The organism is Alcaligenes sp. SJTW-7, assembly GCF_047716895.1.
In the GTDB taxonomy this organism is placed as follows: Bacteria; Pseudomonadota; Gammaproteobacteria; order Burkholderiales; family Burkholderiaceae_B; genus Alcaligenes; species Alcaligenes ammonioxydans.
Map to the genome: position 1 here is coordinate 2,437,722 of NZ_CP136682.1, position 15,342 is coordinate 2,453,063.

Consider the following 15,342-nt stretch of genomic DNA (forward strand, 5'->3'; position numbering starts at 1 on the left):
TTATGAATAAACTGGTTCTATTCGATTTTGACGGCACCCTGGCCGACTCTGCTCCCGATCTGGCGGCTACCGCCAATCGCATGCGCAAGGAACGAGGCCTGCCTGAACTGCCGTACGATGCCCTGCGACCCTACGCCTCGCACGGCGCCCGTGGTCTGCTCAAGGTAGCACTGGATATCAACACCGATCATCCGGACTATGCGCAACTGAGGGCACAGTTTTTGCAGGATTACCACGATCACATGACGGAGCTGACCTATTTGTTCGACGGTGTGGCTCCCATGCTCAGCCAGCTAGAACAAGCTGGCTATACCTGGGGTATTGTCACCAACAAGCTCGAATACCTGGCTCTGCCCCTGATTCGTCATCTGGGCTTGGAAGAGACTTGCGCAGTCACAGTAGGTGGCGACACCACGCAACACACCAAGCCGCACCCGGAGCCCTTGCTGCATGCCGCCAGCAAGGCCGGCTTCGCACCTGCAGACTGTCTGTATGTAGGCGATGATCTACGTGACATTCAGGCAGGCCGGGCTGCCGGCATGGCAACCATGATTGCTGCCTACGGCTATTGCGCAGGTGACGACAGCATCGGTACCTGGCAGGCGGATCTGACCGTTCATCATGCCAACGATATCTGGGACGGCGTACAACGCTGGGCCACGGGTCAACTTTCCCACCCCAGCCACTCGGCCACCTGCTAGGCAAAACTACGGCAGCAGCTCCGACAGGCGCTGCTGCATCCACAGGGCCGCAGGCGGCAAAGATTGCCCTTGCCGCCACAACATTCGCACTGGCAAGGGGGGCAGCATCATCTCCTGGCAATGCAATTGCGCCAGTTTGTTGCGCAGGTTTTCATACTCGGCAATATTAAGCGGCAATATCGCCCAGCCCAGACCATCCGCCACCATATCGGCAATCACGTAAAAGCTGTCTGAACGCCAGACGCTGGGACTGACGACCGTCTGCTCCATGCCTTCAATGTGAATCAGCAACTGTCTGTGCGCAGTCAGCTCTTTGCGGCTGACCTGGTCCTGACCCGCCAAGAGATGAGTTCGCGACACGCAGATTGCCTGAGGGACAGCCCCAATATACCGTTGCGCAAAGGATGTCACGTCAGCGCCGCGATCAAATTGAAGCGCTACATCCGAGCGCCCCTCATTCATGTAGTCGATCACTTCAGAGGCGGTGCCATTCCAGATCGTCAACTCCAAGCCCGGCCAACGTTCTGCCAGCTCCTTGAGCAATAGGCGCAGGGGCTCCTGGGGCAAGGCCTCATCCAGGCTGATCTCCAGCCGGGCAGATTGCCCCTGCGACAAATCCAGCGCACGCCGGTTCAGCACGTCGGCCTGACGCAGCAGCGCTTTGGCCTCCAACAGCATGATTTCACCCGGAACGGTCAGGCTCAAGGTTCTGCGCGAACGGTCAAACAGGGCCAGATTCAGGTCTGCCTCCAGTAAGGCGATAGAGGTGCTGACCGCTGATTGCACCTTGCCCAGGTCTTTGGCCGCCTGCGTCATGGAGCCCGTCTCTGCTACGGCCACAAAGTGTCGAATACGTTCCAGTGTCCAGTCCATGTATCTATTCAATCGATGCTAATCAACTTTGTCGGTTGATAATATTGATGGATCATACGGGTTTTGCCACTCCTTTGCGTTGTTATGCTGCACAGTCCGACTCACCGTCACCTCTCACCCGTTCCCTTGTCCCCCGGCCGTCGCTGGCTGATTCTGGCCATTGTATCGGCGGCACTCTTGTTGATTGTGGTGGACATGACGGTGCTCTACACCGCCCTTCCCCGGCTGACCCATGACCTGCAGGCGTCGGCCTCCGACAAGCTCTGGATCATTAACAGTTACGCGCTGGTCGTCTCTGGCCTGCTGCTTGGCATGGGCACGCTGGGAGATCGTCTCGGCCATAAGCGCCTGTTTCTGTCTGGTCTGGCCATGTTTGGAGTGGCCTCGGTAGCAGCGGCCTATTCCCCCAACCCGGCCTTTCTGATCGCGGCACGGGCATTTCTGGGCGTGGCTGCCGCCATGATGATGCCCGCCACGTTGTCATTGATTCGCATCACTTTTCACGATGAGCGTGAACGCGCAGTGGCCTTTGGTGTGTGGTCCTCCATCGCCTCGGGCGGCGCGGCCTTTGGACCGGTCCTGGGGGGCTTTCTGCTGGAGCACTTCTGGTGGGGCTCGGTCTTTCTGATCAACGTCCCTATCGTACTGATCGCCCTGCCCATGGGCTGGCTGCTGGTGCCGCGTTCCACGCCGGACAGTTCCCGACCCTGGGATATCAAAGGTTCCGTGCTGATTATGGTGGGGCTGGTTGCCAGTACCTTGGCGATCAAGGAAATGGGCAAGCTCTATACCGATTGGGGACTGACAGCGGGAGCCCTGGTGGTCGGCGTCCTCTTTCTGGGCTGGTTTGTCCGGCAGCAAAATCGCAGTCCCTTTCCTTTGCTGGATTTTGCCCTGTTCAAAAATGCCACGCTCAGTACGGCTGTTCTGTCCGCCCTGAGCGCTTCGGCCGCCCTGATTGGCATGGAGCTCGTTTTTAGCCAACGCCTCCAACTGGTACTGGGCTTCTCGCCGCTGCAGGCGGGTCTGGCCATTATTCCCTTGCCATTGGCCGCCTTCCTGGCCGGTCCCCTGGCAGGTCGTTTGCTGATGGTTATTGGCAGCAAGCGTCTGCTGATCGGCTCCCTAAGCCTGGCAGCGGCAGGCATGGCGGCTTACCTGCTCTGGCACAACAGTGCCCAGTTTTTGCAGGTAATCAGCCTGGTCATGCTGGGTCTGGGTATAGGCGCGGCCATGACTGCCGCCTCCAGCACCATCATGCAAAGTGTGCCCCCCTCACGTGCCGGGATGGTGGCCTCTGTCGAAGAAATGTCGTATGAACTGGGCGGCGCCTTGGGCGTGACCCTCATGGGCAGCCTGCTGTCGTTCGTTTATAGCGCCAGCCTGATCTTGCCCGAGACATTGAGCGCTCATCCCCTGGCCTACGACAGCCTGGATCAGGCCCTGTTGATAACGGAGAACCTGCCACAAGAGCAGGCCTTCGGATTGGCGGAGTTGGCTCGCGATGCCTTCGACCGAGGCTATGTCGCCGTGCTGGCCAGTTGTACTGTGCTACTGGCAATGGCTGCGCTGGCGGTCTGGTACTTTCAGCGCTCCCCCGGGCGTTCGCACGCCGATTAGTCTTTTTTCAATAGCGCCAACTTGTCGGGCTGGCTTGCCCAATACTCATGGTCTGGCAACGGCGCTTTTTGTTCAGTGATGCGCCTCCAGGCTGGATGTGCGCTCAAGCTGCGGTTCAGTTCCACATACACCTGCTGCTCGGGCGTGACATCCTGATCACTGACAATCGCCCCCACTGGGCACTCTGCCACACAGATGGAGCAATCAATGCACTCATCAGGGTGAATAACAAGAAAATTGGGGCCTTCAAAAAAACAGTCCATGGGGCACACCGTCACACAATCGGTGTACTTGCACTGAATACAGGCTTGCGTTACTACGTAGGTCATTCAACAACAGCTTTAACAAATCAAGACGGGGCATAGCATAACAGCTGAACATGACTCGTTTTCATGTCCTACATGCCCTACCCCTTTTTTCTAGTGCCGCCTACTCAGCTGGACACAGAAGTCTGTGTCCAACCGTCTTAAATAGCAGGTGCTTTCACGGACAGAAAACGGAAAGGCTGGGAAGGCTTGAAATGCTCCAGCACTTCACCCATGTAAACCGTGCTTTGCTCAGGCCCCAGATCCAGCTTCATCACCTTGCCAGTTTCGGCAGAGAAATCCACCTTCTTCATATCCAGCCAGAAAGCGCCAGGCGACAGAACCGAGTCAAAATAATACAAGCTGCGTTGGTGGTCGAACACCGTGCGCCAGCGGGTCGATGAGTTATTCGGCTGATCGGGAACCGTCATACCGTAAGGCGTCGAGGCATTGCGAATCACGCTCAAGACACTGGCAACCGCTTTGTCATCGCTCAGATTGCGCGGCACTGCATTGATGTAAAACGACGCGCGTGCAAAGCGATCGGCCGCCCGACTCGTTCCGGGCAACAAATTAAGCCCTCCCACGTCCTGCCAGTAATCCCGGATCGCCAATTGCTTGTCAAAGGTGGGCGAGTTGGTCATGACCTGATATTGGCGACTGTGATGAATGCGCTGCTTGCCATCGATATATTCGATAATTGCGCTGTCACCAGAGGCATCCGACATCGACAGATGCAAGGTCGCCAGACGATCCTCGTCGGGCAGGGAGTCGGTCAGCACAACAAAGGGGTTTTTCTCCAGCGCAGCGACTGCCTCTGCCACCGTTGCGAAATTATCCAGCACATACTGCCCCCACAAAGACAAGCTCAAGGTCTTGTCGCCCTTTGCCGGGGTGGGAAACTGCGACTCCGGCAACCACAAGAGATTGACGTTCAGGCCCTTTTCATTGGCGCCGTCGGTCGATGCAATATCGTAGCCAGAGGCAATCACACTGCCATACTTTGATGTCCATTCAATGGAAGCCGGCCCAGCCTCTCCAGTACGCTTGGCACCACGCGGAAAGATCCAGAGGTTGGTCCCGACGTCCCTTTTCCAGTCCATGGAACGGCCCGTAATCACCTGCCCGTTGTCACCCAGAAAAACAGCGCGAGTACAGGCCTGGGAAACTGCCGGCGCCAAAGCCAGACCAAGCGCACACGCCACCAAGGTACGACGACATTTGTTTAACAACATCTTTTTCTCCAGAGACGGCGAGCCGCCCAATCAATGAAACAAAGAACCGACTGCTTCCACAGTCGACACATTGGACATGGACGTAACAAAAACAGGATTAAGGCGCCACGTCAAGCAACATGGGTGCTTGTGGTACGGGTCCGACAAAAACAGGGCCGCAAACGGAGCCACGCAGGCTGACAGCGTCAACACGGTCATAAAGAGCCCCCCCAAAAAAATGGCCCTTCAAAGGGCCATTTTTGCGCATCGGACTAAAACTCCAGACAGTTAAAAAAACCAGGCAAGCGTGCATAGTTATCCATTAACTGAGCCAGGACATAGGTGCTGTCAAACGTCTCCAAGGCCAGCAGATTTTCCCGATAATCCTCATCAGCCAGGCCAACCGCACTGCGGCCTGGGTCCACCAACGCGCCGGCCAAGAGTTCGGACAATTTGGGGTCAGGCAGCTTTTCCAGCGCTGAACGCAAGGCCAACTCCTCATTCGTGAAGCCGACTTGTCCACCACGATCAGCTTGTAACGCCGCTTGCACCAAGGGCAACAACTTATCAATATCTTGCTTGCTAAGGTAAAACACATGCATGACACGCTCTCCACAAATTGGTGATCGACTTGTCCAGCATACCGAAAGAAACACGGCAGGCGCCAGTGCGCCGTCACTGCTTACCGCTAAAAAGGGCCTCAGAACAATGACACGGACACTCACGCATTTGCGCTATGAACACTTGGCTGCCTTGCTCCTGGCCGCCCTGCTTCATACCCAGGTGAACGCCCAGCAACCAGAACCTCTGCACGATAACCCCCCCTCATCCCGCTACGCCGTGCAGATCACCCCTTACGCCTGGATCACCGGCCTGTCTGGAGAGAGCTCTCCCTTCAAACGCGCCCCTTCACTGGATATTGAAAAGTCGTTCTCGGATGTATGGCACAGTCTGCGCGCAGCTGCTTTTCTCAATACCTGGATGCGTCGCGACCGCTATGTGCTCAACAGCGACCTGCTTTATGTGAACACCCGTGAAAGTGAAGTGGTGGGCGGGCTGCCCTTGGTGGGTGCGGCAGAAGGAACGATGGACACGCGTCTCTTTATGGGAACCCTGCAAGGCGGCTATCGCTTCTATGATTCCGAGCAAGCCAGCCTGGACGCACTGGCCGGCTTTTCCTTCTGGGACATCCGCAGCCGTGCCCACCTGCGCATCGCGGGCCGAAACCGTCACCATCAGGAAAGCTTCAACTGGGTAGACCCCATGGTGGGACTGCGCGCGTTTTATCGTTTCAACCCGGAGCTCTCCACGCAGGCGCAAATTCACGTGGGCGGATTTAACGTGGGCTCACGTCTGAGCTATCAGGCCACCCTGACCCTGAACTACGATCTGTCAGAGAACTTTTCATTGACGGCCGGATACAAGATGCTGGATGTGAACTACCGCCGATCCGGCCAAATCTTTGATGCACACCTGTCCGGTCCGGTGCTGGGTCTGAGCTGGCGTTACTAGGAAAATAGGAAAAGGGGCGCTCGAAAGCGCCCCTTTTCCCCGCTATCAGGCCATTCCATCGACCTGATGACGGCGCTCCCAGAAACGCGTGGCTACCTTGCCAAGCAGGTCTTCTCCCGTCTTGATCACGAATACCCCCTTGTCTGCCGACACGCCTGCCCGATCCAGCAAAGGCTGCGCCCCCCCATCGTGACCGATGGCTTTGAGGTGACCATAAGCATCAGCCACGAAATCAACCGCCGCCTTGTTGGTACACAGTTTCAAGGCCTGTCCCTGTCCCAGCAACAAGGCCACCGCATCAAACAGGACCGACGGTGCCCCAGCAATCTTCTCATCGGCAGCCAGCGCCGTCCCGTCTGACAGCGTCACGCCTCCTACCTGAGGCGCAATCAGCTTGACCGCCACTCCCGCCTCCTGCGCACCGGTCAGCAGCATCTGCAGCAATTCCTTGTCAGCTCCATCCGTCAGCAAAATGCCCAGCATCCGGCCTGCGACGGGTGGCTTTTGAGCCAGTATCGACAAAGCCTTGGACGGTGGCATGTCTACTGGCGGGCGGGCTGGTTTGGCCGCTGCCGGCAGCGTCAGGCCCAAGCCCTGGGCAGCCCGCTTGGCCAGATCCTCATCAATGATCCGCATATGCGAGAGCACGCGCAGGCGAACATGATTGAGCTGGACCTTGGACAGCTCAAAGACCAGGCCCGCAATCAGATGCTCCTGCTCCACCTCCGTCTGGGAACGGTAAAACAGGCGTGCCTGGCTGTAATGATCAGCGAACGACTCTGCCCGGACACGCAGTTTCGCCCCGTCCTCCACGGTACTGGGAAAGCTGCGAAACCCCTGAGCCTGGGCACGAGGTCCACCCGGCTCACCGACCTCATCCAGACTGTTGGGCTCATAGGTCGCACGGCCTTTGGGAACCTGCATTTGCATCATGCCGTCGCGCTGCATATTGCTAAAGGGGCAACGTGGCGCATTAATCGGGATCTGATGGAAGTTGACTGTTCCCAGTCGAGATTTCTGGGTATCCAGGTAAGAAAACAGTCGGCCCTGCAACAAAGGATCGTCGGTAAAGTCGATGCCGGGAATCACGTTGGAAGGCAGGAAAGCAACCTGTTCGGTTTCTGCAAAGAAATTGTCGGGGTAGCGATCGAGCACCATACGGCCCACAATCTTGACGGGTACACTCTCCTCGGGGATCAGCTTGGTGGCGTCCAGCACATCGTAATCCTGCCGGTCCGCCCACTCTTGATCAAACACCTGCACGCCCAGCTCCCACTCCGGAAAAGCGCCGCTTTGAATGGCTTCGTATAAATCACGTCGCAGGTAGTCCGAATCCGCACCTGAAATCTTGACGGCCTCATCCCACAAGGTCGACTGCAATCCCTGCTTGGGTTTCCAGTGAAACTTCACAAAATGCGACTTGCCCTGCGCATTCACGAAACGGAAGGTGTGTACGCCAAAACCCTGCATCATGCGAAAGGAACGAGGCAAGGCGCGATCCGACATCAGCCACATCACCGTATGTAACGATTCAGGCATCAGCGAGACAAAGTCCCAGAACGTGTCATGGGCAGAGGCCGCCTGGGGAAAACCGCGGTCAGCCTCGGGCTTGACGGCATGAATCAGGTCCGGAAACTTGATGGCATCCTGAATAAAGAACACGGGCATATTGTTGCCGACCAGATCCCAGTTGCCCTGTTCGGTATAGAACTTGACCGCAAAACCACGCACGTCACGCGGCGTGTCCTTGGACCCCTTGGAACCCGCTACGGTTGAAAAGCGGCAAAACACCGGCACCCGATGCCCTTCCTTTTGAAACACACAGGCCTGGGTCAGCTCCGGAATCGCCTGCGTACACTCAAAATAGCCATGCGCCCCCGTGCCACGAGCATGCACGATGCGCTCTGGAATGCGTTCGTGATCGAAATGAAATATTTTCTCTCGCAGGACAAAATCTTCCAGCAAAGTAGGACCGCGAGCCCCCAGGCGCAGGGAGTTCTGATTATCCGAAATCGGCATGCCATGATTGCTGGTCAAGGCGGTATGGCCCGCCTGATGCAACTCCCCTCCCTGACCCAGGGAGTCCTGATTGTTCGTCGCTGCTGATTTTTTCGTCACCATATGTCCTCCAATCGAATCACACAACAAACCTCTTCCTTCAGAAGCGGCCTTAGCCGGTCTGCATGGCATGACCATTACTACGCCCACGCGTTCGCATAACTGGCCAGAGGCTGGCAAACGATCTTTGCTCCTGACGGAACAAGGCACTTGTCACTCGGGACCGCTACCCTGACCAAGCGGGCAGTCTTAAAAGAGCCTAGAGGCTTTGCACAAGGCATGTGCGAATCGATTTCTCGAAACGTAATCAAGCATGTCCACATTTTTTTATGCGAGCATTCGGCCCGGAAAGGCTGAGCTCTGGCATCATGCACGTGCTGTCGCTCTGTACGGCCCCTCTTTACAGCCGCGCGGTCTGCGCGGCCTCGGTTTCTTTTTGGAATAACCTTGTGTTTCAAGTCGCTGCTCTCTGTCTTGCCCTGTACGTCGCCTGGCGATTGATCAAACCTCTGAAACTTCGGCCCTGGATCAAATATCTGCTCAGCACGTTGGCGCTGGCCGCCACCCTGCATCACTATACGGTTGCTCTGTTCTGGGGCACGCGCGCCTCGCCGGAGATCCCTGCCGCCCTTATCATGGTCCTGGGCTGGGCATTTGGCAGTGTCCTGCTGGCCGCCAGCCTGACCCTGTTCACGGATCTGACCGGCCTGCTGATGCGTGTTCTTTACAAGCCACTTGGCCTGGTAATGCTGCGCTCGCCAACACTGCGCGCCGCTCTGGGTATCACGGCGCTGAGTTTGTCCGCACTAGCAGTGTGGCAAGCCGTGCAAGTACCCGAGGTGAAAACGGTCGAGGTGACCATTAAGGACTTGCCACCCGATCTGGATGGTTTCCGGATCGTTCAACTAACGGATCTGCACGCCAGCCGCCTGCTGCAAGGTCCTTGGATTGAGGCGATCGTGGAAAAGACACAGGCCTTGAATCCAGATCTGATTGCCATTACCGGGGATCTGGTCGATGGCACTGTCGATGCGCGTCGGGACGATGTGGCTCCCTTGCACGCTTTGTCAGCCCCTCAGGGAGTCTGGGTCATTGCCGGTAACCACGAGTACTACACTCAGTACCAGCCCTGGATAGCGCATTTCAAGAGTCTGGGGCTACGTTTGCTGTTGAACGAGCACAGCATTATTCAGCGAAATGGCGCAGCCTTTGCCTTGGCGGGGATTACCGACAAGTCGGCTGCGGTGCACGGGCAGCCCATGCCGGATGTCGGTGCTGCCGTGGCCGGTATTCCGGCTGGCATGCCCATCATTATGCTGGGCCATCGACCAGACACCGCCAAAACAAGTGCTGCGGCAGGCGTGGCCTTGCAACTGTCCGGCCATACGCACGGCGGTCATATTCTGGGCATGCACAAGATCGTGCAGATGGCCAATGACGGCTATGTAGGTGGACTGTATCAAGTCGGTAACATGCAACTGTATGTCAGTTACGGAGCGGGACTATGGGCCGGCTTTCCGCTACGCCTGGGACGCGCATCAGAAATCACCTTGATTACCCTGCGCGCCCCTTAAGACCGACCGCAACCCTTTCCCTTTTCAGGACACGCTGCGCAGCGCCCGTTTGCACACGCGCTGCACAGCCTTATCCTGCGGCGACTGCGTCTGCCATTGAGCGCATAACGACCTTACCCACTGCGGCTGGTCCTTGGCCGCATCGTTCAGGTAGTTGGCGACCGAGTCTTGCACATAGACGCTATCATCCCGGTGCAACACCTGCAGGATGGGCAACATACGCTCTGGCTCCTTTTTCAGAACGGCGATATGTGCGCACCACACCCCTCGGGGGCGCAGGGCTTCACAGGCAAAACGGCGTAAATACGCTGAGTCCTCGTGCGCCCACCGTTGCAAGGTTTGGATCGATAGGTCCAGCTCGGCTACCAAGTGGGGACGCACCGCCATCCAGGCCCATTCGCGTACTCCAAAGTGTGGATCGTCCGCCAAGGGACGCAACGCCTCCAGACGTTCCGGCACGCTTAGCGATTCACGCGCGCCCACCATAAAACAGGCCCAACCTCGCACCACATCGGCGCGATGACCCAGGCAGCGCTTCCAGGCCCATTCGCCGTAGCGTTGCCACAGATACTCGCCCAGGCCTTTCATGCGTTTGAGTATGCCCAGCTGGGCCAGCGACTGAATATGCCGGACCGCGTGCTCATCGAGTTCAGGAAACACCACGGCCGCCAACACCCGCTGATCAATAGCCAAGGACTCGGTGAGGGTAGCGGCCGACATTTCTCCTGTTGATAAAGCCTGGAGAACCTCAGCCGGTATATCCGCCACTTTGGCATAGCCAATGCGATTTTCTGTGTTCATGATGCCTGCTCTCCACCCGCTGCCTTGCTCAACAGGGCCCCAAGCTGGACGCACTCCGCCGCCGACAAATGGCTGAACAACTGACCAATCCAGCGGGCGTGGGTTGCCACCAGCTGTTTCGCCAGCTCAGCACCTTGGGGACTGAGTTTCACCATGACAGAACGTCGATCCGCTTGGGCTGCAAAACGCTGCACCAAACCCGCTTTCAGCAAGCCATCCACCAGGGTTGTCACCGTTGCCCGCGTAATTCCGGCCCGCTCGGCCAATCGGTGGGAGGCCATGCCCTCGGGGGCGTTTTCCAATAAAAACAGCAGCACGAAACGCGCTTCGCTCAAACCGTGAGGGGCCAGCAAGGCCGCACAATCCCGATCAATCCGGGCCGATAAAGACAAGAGCTGAAAACAGAGCTCCATACCCTGAATGTTGATGCCCTTTTGCTGCCGGGCATGAGAGAGCAGAGCTTGGTATTTGGCGTCCAGTTTCATAATTCGATATCAAATAGTTTGATATCGAATCTTAATGTTTGACTCCATCAAAAACAAGCCCAATAACAAAGACGATTCCACGGTGCCAGCGTCAGGCCCCCTCTTTTTCCTTGGCACGGCCGCCCCGGCTCGCCAAGCTCGGCATTGCCCCCCCCAACAGGAAACTTTTTGCCTCCAGAGTGTCGCCAAAACTCGACAATGCCAAATTTTAAGGATGATGCGCACAAGACAGGCCCACGCATGCGGTAAGGTATAAGGCTGGCCGGACTATGACACGCCATCTTGCAGACATAGCCCCGCACCCGCCCCACCGCCCCCGGCGGAACAGGCAAGGCATTGAACCGGCATCGGGATAAGGATCTGCTCCGGGCAGCCACCGATCATCAGCAGCACACATGGAATCCGTTTACTAGCATCATGAACAGCATCAAGAAATCGAGCAAATTGGCGAATGTTTTGTACGATATTCGCGGCCCCATCATGGACCGGGCCAAGCAAATGGAAGACGAGGGCCAGCAACTGATCAAACTGAATATCGGCAATCTGGCGGTGTTCGGTTTTGATGCCCCGGAAGAGATCCAGCTCGATATGATTCGTAACCTGCCCAACTCGGCGGGTTACTCGGACAGCAAAGGTATTTTTGCCGCGCGCAAAGCCGTCATGCACTACACCCAGCAACAGGGCATCAAGGGCGTGACGCTGGAAGATATTTACCTGGGCAATGGCGCTTCGGAGTTGATCGCCATGGCGACCAACGCGCTGCTGGACGATGGGGACGAGCTGCTTCTGCCCATGCCCGACTATCCCTTATGGACGGCTGTCACCAGCCTGTCAGGCGGCACACCCGTTCATTATCTGTGCGACGAATCCAATGGCTGGATTCCGGACCTGAACGACATCCGCGCCAAAATCACGCCGCGGACCAAAGGCCTGGTGGTCATCAACCCCAACAACCCCACTGGCGTGCTCTACCCTGATTCGGTCTTGCAAGCCCTGGTGGACATTGCACGCGAGTTCAATCTGGTGCTGCTGGCGGACGAAGTCTACGACAAGGTCCTGTTCGACGACATGAAGCACACCGCCATGGCCAGCCTGTCCTCCGACGTACTGACACTGACCTTCAACTCCCTGTCCAAGAGTTACCGCGCCTGTGGTTACCGCGCCGGCTGGCTGGTGATCTCCGGGGACAAGAAAGCCGGTGCCGACTACATCGAAGGCCTGAGCATGCTGGCCAATATGAAGCTGTGTGCCAACGTTCCCGGCCAATGGGCTATCCAGACTGCGCTGGGCGGCTACCAGAGCATTAATGACCTGGTTTGCGAAGGCGGCCGTCTGCGTCGTCAGCGCGATCTGGCCTATGAGCTGATTACGGCCATTCCGGGAGTCAGCTGCGTCATGCCTCACGCTGCCTTGTATATGTTCCCCCGTCTGGACCCCGAAATTTATCCCATCAAGGATGATCGTCAATTTTTCCTGCAACTGCTCGAAGCCACTCGCGTCATGCTGGTTCAGGGTACCGGCTTTAACTGGCCCCACCCCGACCACTTTCGCATGGTCTTTTTGCCGCACGAGCCCGACTTGCGCGAGGCAATCAACCGCATCGCCAAGTTCCTGAAAGAGTATCGGATCAAGCACGGCACGGAACGCCCCGAGTTTTCTCAAACCCCGCTGGCCGCTGTAGACAGTACCGACGCCTCCTAAGCGAGAACTCGCCCAAAAACCAAGGATGACCCATCCTTGGTTTTTTTATAAGCCACTTCAATTCAGGAAAAACGCATCAGCAACCGCACTCGATTCGGGCGCAACCCCAGGAGCGACAGCGCCCCTGCCTGGATATGCGCCGCTGCGGCTTTCAAGAGAGCGGCGCGAGCAGTTCCCCAACCCACTCAATAAACGCCCGCAAGCGCACATTCGTATGCTTGTTACGGTGAAACGCCACATGCAAAGGCATGGGGTCCATGCTCCAGTCAGCAAACAAGGCTACCAAGCGGTTTTCCTGCACAGCTGCATTAGCCAGATAGTCGGGCAGACAAACCAGTCCCAGACCAGCCTCACCCGCTGCCAGATAGGCATTGCCATCGTTGACAGCCAACCCGCTACATCCCCGCACAACTACGCTTTCCTTGTGACGACGCAAGGCATACGGAAACGGTTTGTTCTGATGCTCCCAAAGATAGCCCACCACCGAATGCTGCGAGCTATCCAGTTCGGTAGGATGGACTGGCGTCCCACACCGCTTCAGGTACGCCGGGGCGGCATATATCGCCAGACGCAAGCTCCCCACTCGCCTGGCTACTAAAGCCTGATCCTGAATCGGGCCACCTCGAACCACGCAATCCACACTCTCATCGAGTAGATCCACAGCTTTATCACCCACCCCCATATCCAGTTGAATATCAGGGTAACGCTGATAAAAAGACGGTAAGGCAGGCACCAGCACGCGACTGGCCAACGAGCTGGGCACATCGACTCGCAAACGCCCGGCAGGCAAGGCCAAGACGTGCGCCAGATCCCGTTCTGTATTGTCCAGGTCAGTCAGCAGTTGCTGCACGCGCTCCACGTACAAGGCGCCTGCGCTGGTCAGACTGACCTTGCGCGTCGTGCGATTGAGCAGACTCACCCGCAAGTGGGCCTCCAGTTGCTGCACCAGATGCGTGGCCCGTGTCCGGCTGATATGCAAGGCCTGAGCCGCTTTGGTAAAGCTGCCGGTTTCCACCACCTTGGCGAAGGTGCGCATCGCTTCAAAACGGTCCACGCATTATCTCCAAAGCGTAGTGGTCATTGTTTTGATTATAGAAACAGTGTGGTTCGTCATCCAGGGTTTATCCGCCCACGCCCAACGCCTACAGTAAATGACTTGATCAACTTCACCCACTCAAGCCGGTAGAGGAACCCCGAATGACTCCCTTACGCCAAGCCGTATTTCCTTCTGAGCGCCACGCCTTGTATGAACGTGCTCATTATTCGCCTGCGGTGCGCTGCAATGGCTTTTTGTTTGTATCAGGGCAGGTGGGCAGCCATCCAGATGGCACGCCCGAACCCGATCTGGAACAACAGATGCGTCTGGCCTTCGAGAACCTGCGTGCCGTATTGGCGGCCGCTGGCTGCACCTTCGCGCATGTGCTGGACGTGACCCTCTTTCTGGTCGACCCCGAGAAGAATCTGGACACCTTGTGGAAAGTCTTGCCAGATTACTGGGGTGATGCGCCCTACCCGGCCCTGACCGGCCTCGGCGTGCCCTGGCTATCGGGTTTTCAGTTCGAGATCAAGGTGGTAGCCCAGCTTCCCCAGGGTGAATAGAGGCCGGGCAATGCAGGGCAGCAAACCCCATCCCGACCTCTCGGCGCGAACGGTAGACACCTCGGCCATCTCCCCCCTCTCGACCATCTCAGGGTGGGAGGCAAGGTGTCTGCATCAGGACTCGTCCGCACGTCTGTTTGACGGGGGACACCATTTGCCAGGGCCGATCGAATCTCAGAAAGCTGTCCCACGATGCAGCCCCACTCTTGGATTCCACAAAAAGATCGGGCCTGGGCAGAACCTGGCTCACTCTCACAACGGCCGCAACAGCAATAAAGCGCACAAGGCCCACATAAAAAACGCAATACAGGCGTCCAGTACTCGCCAAGCAAAGGACTGACGAAAAACCGGCTGCAGCAAACGTGCCCCATAGCCCAGGGCCAGGAACCAGCACAGGCTGGCGGCACAGGCGCCCAAGGCAAACGCCCATTGCAAATGACCCGGATAGGGCATGGACAAGCTACCCAACAGCACCATCGTATCCAGATAAACGTGGGGATTCAAAAAAGTAAACGCCAGACACATTAGCACTATACGGCGGCGATTGCGCTCGCTTCCCTGACCGGCTAGCAAACTGCCCGTGCCCGCCCAGGCCCGCTGGACGGCCCTCCATCCATACCAGGCCAGAAAGACTGCGGCCCCCCAACGCAGAACTTGCAACAGACCTGGCCACTCATGCACCAAGGTACCAATACCAGCAACGCCTCCCAGAATCAGGACAATATCAGCCAGCGCACAAATACCGACCACCAGCCCCACATGGCGACGCTCCAGACCTTGCCGCAACACGAAGGCATTTTGAGAGCCAATAGCGATAATCAGGCCAGCTCCGCTCAAAAAACCCGTCGCTGCAACAGAGAAAAACATACCGCTCCCCTCTCGGAACTTGAAAACCGCCT

15 protein-coding genes are annotated in these 15,342 nt (G+C 57.3%); 6 read left to right on the top strand and 9 right to left on the bottom strand.

Features of this window, described 5'->3' with window-relative positions:
- The first annotated feature begins 2 nt into the window (after positions 1 to 2).
- Positions 3 to 701: a phosphoglycolate phosphatase gene (gene gph, locus RSQ48_RS10965; protein WP_219234927.1), complete on the top strand. Its 699-nt coding sequence runs from the start codon at positions 3 to 5 to the stop codon at positions 699 to 701.
- Between the two features lie 6 nt (positions 702 to 707).
- Here the strand turns inward: gph and RSQ48_RS10970 are convergent, their stop codons facing one another.
- The gene (locus RSQ48_RS10970) at positions 708 to 1,574 is read right to left on the bottom strand and encodes a LysR family transcriptional regulator (protein WP_131070693.1); all 867 of its coding nucleotides are present in this window, start codon (positions 1,572 to 1,574) and stop codon (positions 708 to 710) included.
- 84 nt (positions 1,575 to 1,658) lie between these two features.
- Here RSQ48_RS10970 and RSQ48_RS10975 point away from each other — a divergent pair, with 84 nt between their 5' ends.
- Positions 1,659 to 3,194, top strand: coding sequence for an MFS transporter (locus RSQ48_RS10975; RefSeq protein WP_131070694.1), 1,536 nt, complete (start codon positions 1,659 to 1,661; stop codon positions 3,192 to 3,194).
- On the opposite strand, the gene fdxA is transcribed toward RSQ48_RS10975, so the two are convergent.
- The 3 genes from fdxA to RSQ48_RS10990 all read right to left on the bottom strand — a co-directional run bounded on the left by fdxA (position 3,191) and on the right by RSQ48_RS10990 (position 5,315).
- Entirely contained in the window at positions 3,191 to 3,523 is a 333-nt protein-coding gene (gene fdxA / locus RSQ48_RS10980) for a ferredoxin FdxA (protein WP_219234928.1), read from the bottom strand. The genes RSQ48_RS10975 and fdxA overlap by 4 nt on opposite strands.
- Positions 3,524 to 3,660: 137 nt before the next feature.
- A complete protein-coding gene (locus RSQ48_RS10985; protein WP_415301782.1) occupies positions 3,661 to 4,734 on the bottom strand; it encodes a linear amide C-N hydrolase in 1,074 nt (357 codons plus the stop codon).
- A gap of 251 nt (positions 4,735 to 4,985) precedes the next feature.
- Complete coding sequence (locus tag RSQ48_RS10990; protein ID WP_003799117.1) at positions 4,986 to 5,315, bottom strand: hypothetical protein; 330 nt, start codon at positions 5,313 to 5,315, stop codon at positions 4,986 to 4,988.
- Positions 5,316 to 5,421: 106 nt separating this feature from the next.
- Between RSQ48_RS10990 and RSQ48_RS10995 the strand changes: the two genes are divergently transcribed.
- Positions 5,422 to 6,225 carry a hypothetical protein gene (locus tag RSQ48_RS10995; RefSeq protein WP_415301783.1) on the top strand — a complete coding sequence of 268 codons (804 nt, stop codon included), beginning with the start codon at positions 5,422 to 5,424 and terminating at the stop codon, positions 6,223 to 6,225.
- Positions 6,226 to 6,270: 45 nt separating this feature from the next.
- Here the strand turns inward: RSQ48_RS10995 and RSQ48_RS11000 are convergent, their stop codons facing one another.
- A complete protein-coding gene (locus tag RSQ48_RS11000) occupies positions 6,271 to 8,346 on the bottom strand; it encodes a catalase (protein WP_003799113.1) in 2,076 nt (691 codons plus the stop codon).
- A 386-nt stretch (positions 8,347 to 8,732) separates the two neighbouring features.
- Between RSQ48_RS11000 and RSQ48_RS11005 the strand changes: the two genes are divergently transcribed.
- Positions 8,733 to 9,857 carry a metallophosphoesterase gene (locus RSQ48_RS11005; protein ID WP_415301784.1) on the top strand — a complete coding sequence of 375 codons (1,125 nt, stop codon included), beginning with the start codon at positions 8,733 to 8,735 and terminating at the stop codon, positions 9,855 to 9,857.
- A 24-nt stretch (positions 9,858 to 9,881) separates the two neighbouring features.
- On the opposite strand, the gene RSQ48_RS11010 is transcribed toward RSQ48_RS11005, so the two are convergent.
- Entirely contained in the window at positions 9,882 to 10,658 is a 777-nt protein-coding gene (locus tag RSQ48_RS11010; protein WP_003799110.1) for a DNA alkylation repair protein, read from the bottom strand.
- Positions 10,655 to 11,143, bottom strand: a complete 489-nt coding sequence (locus tag RSQ48_RS11015; RefSeq protein WP_003799107.1) for a MarR family winged helix-turn-helix transcriptional regulator — start codon at positions 11,141 to 11,143, stop codon at positions 10,655 to 10,657. The genes RSQ48_RS11010 and RSQ48_RS11015 overlap by 4 nt, the downstream gene beginning before the upstream one ends.
- A 417-nt stretch (positions 11,144 to 11,560) precedes the next feature.
- Here RSQ48_RS11015 and RSQ48_RS11020 point away from each other — a divergent pair, with 417 nt between their 5' ends.
- Positions 11,561 to 12,844 carry a pyridoxal phosphate-dependent aminotransferase gene (locus RSQ48_RS11020; protein WP_003799106.1) on the top strand — a complete coding sequence of 428 codons (1,284 nt, stop codon included), beginning with the start codon at positions 11,561 to 11,563 and terminating at the stop codon, positions 12,842 to 12,844.
- 151 nt (positions 12,845 to 12,995) lie between these two features.
- Here RSQ48_RS11020 and RSQ48_RS11025 read toward each other — a convergent pair whose 3' ends face one another.
- Positions 12,996 to 13,898 (bottom strand): LysR family transcriptional regulator, encoded by a 903-nt coding sequence (locus RSQ48_RS11025; RefSeq protein ID WP_131070698.1) that lies wholly within the window; start codon positions 13,896 to 13,898, stop codon positions 12,996 to 12,998.
- A 143-nt stretch (positions 13,899 to 14,041) separates the two neighbouring features.
- Between RSQ48_RS11025 and RSQ48_RS11030 the strand changes: the two genes are divergently transcribed.
- A complete protein-coding gene (locus RSQ48_RS11030) occupies positions 14,042 to 14,443 on the top strand; it encodes a RidA family protein (RefSeq protein ID WP_003799101.1) in 402 nt (133 codons plus the stop codon).
- 252 nt (positions 14,444 to 14,695) lie between these two features.
- On the opposite strand, the gene RSQ48_RS11035 is transcribed toward RSQ48_RS11030, so the two are convergent.
- Complete coding sequence (locus tag RSQ48_RS11035; RefSeq protein WP_131070699.1) at positions 14,696 to 15,310, bottom strand: LysE/ArgO family amino acid transporter; 615 nt, start codon at positions 15,308 to 15,310, stop codon at positions 14,696 to 14,698.
- Positions 15,311 to 15,342 lie beyond the last annotated feature (32 nt).

Bases quoted from the DNA above. Each gene is read 5' to 3' on its own strand.
- gph (WP_219234927.1), top strand. From the start codon at position 3: ATGAATAAACTGGTTCTATTCGATTTTGACGGCACCCTGGCCGACTCT.
- RSQ48_RS10970 (WP_131070693.1), bottom strand. From the start codon at position 1,574: ATGGACTGGACACTGGAACGTATTCGACACTTTGTGGCCGTAGCAGAG.
- RSQ48_RS10975 (WP_131070694.1), top strand. From the start codon at position 1,659: ATGCTGCACAGTCCGACTCACCGTCACCTCTCACCCGTTCCCTTGTCC.
- fdxA (WP_219234928.1), bottom strand. From the start codon at position 3,523: ATGACCTACGTAGTAACGCAAGCCTGTATTCAGTGCAAGTACACCGAT.
- RSQ48_RS10985 (WP_415301782.1), bottom strand. From the start codon at position 4,734: ATGTTGTTAAACAAATGTCGTCGTACCTTGGTGGCGTGTGCGCTTGGT.
- RSQ48_RS10990 (WP_003799117.1), bottom strand. From the start codon at position 5,315: ATGCATGTGTTTTACCTTAGCAAGCAAGATATTGATAAGTTGTTGCCC.
- RSQ48_RS10995 (WP_415301783.1), top strand. From the start codon at position 5,422: ATGACACGGACACTCACGCATTTGCGCTATGAACACTTGGCTGCCTTG.
- RSQ48_RS11000 (WP_003799113.1), bottom strand. From the start codon at position 8,346: ATGGTGACGAAAAAATCAGCAGCGACGAACAATCAGGACTCCCTGGGT.
- RSQ48_RS11010 (WP_003799110.1), bottom strand. From the start codon at position 10,658: ATGAACACAGAAAATCGCATTGGCTATGCCAAAGTGGCGGATATACCG.
- RSQ48_RS11015 (WP_003799107.1), bottom strand. From the start codon at position 11,143: ATGAAACTGGACGCCAAATACCAAGCTCTGCTCTCTCATGCCCGGCAG.
- RSQ48_RS11020 (WP_003799106.1), top strand. From the start codon at position 11,561: ATGAACAGCATCAAGAAATCGAGCAAATTGGCGAATGTTTTGTACGAT.
- RSQ48_RS11030 (WP_003799101.1), top strand. From the start codon at position 14,042: ATGACTCCCTTACGCCAAGCCGTATTTCCTTCTGAGCGCCACGCCTTG.
- RSQ48_RS11035 (WP_131070699.1), bottom strand. From the start codon at position 15,310: ATGTTTTTCTCTGTTGCAGCGACGGGTTTTTTGAGCGGAGCTGGCCTG.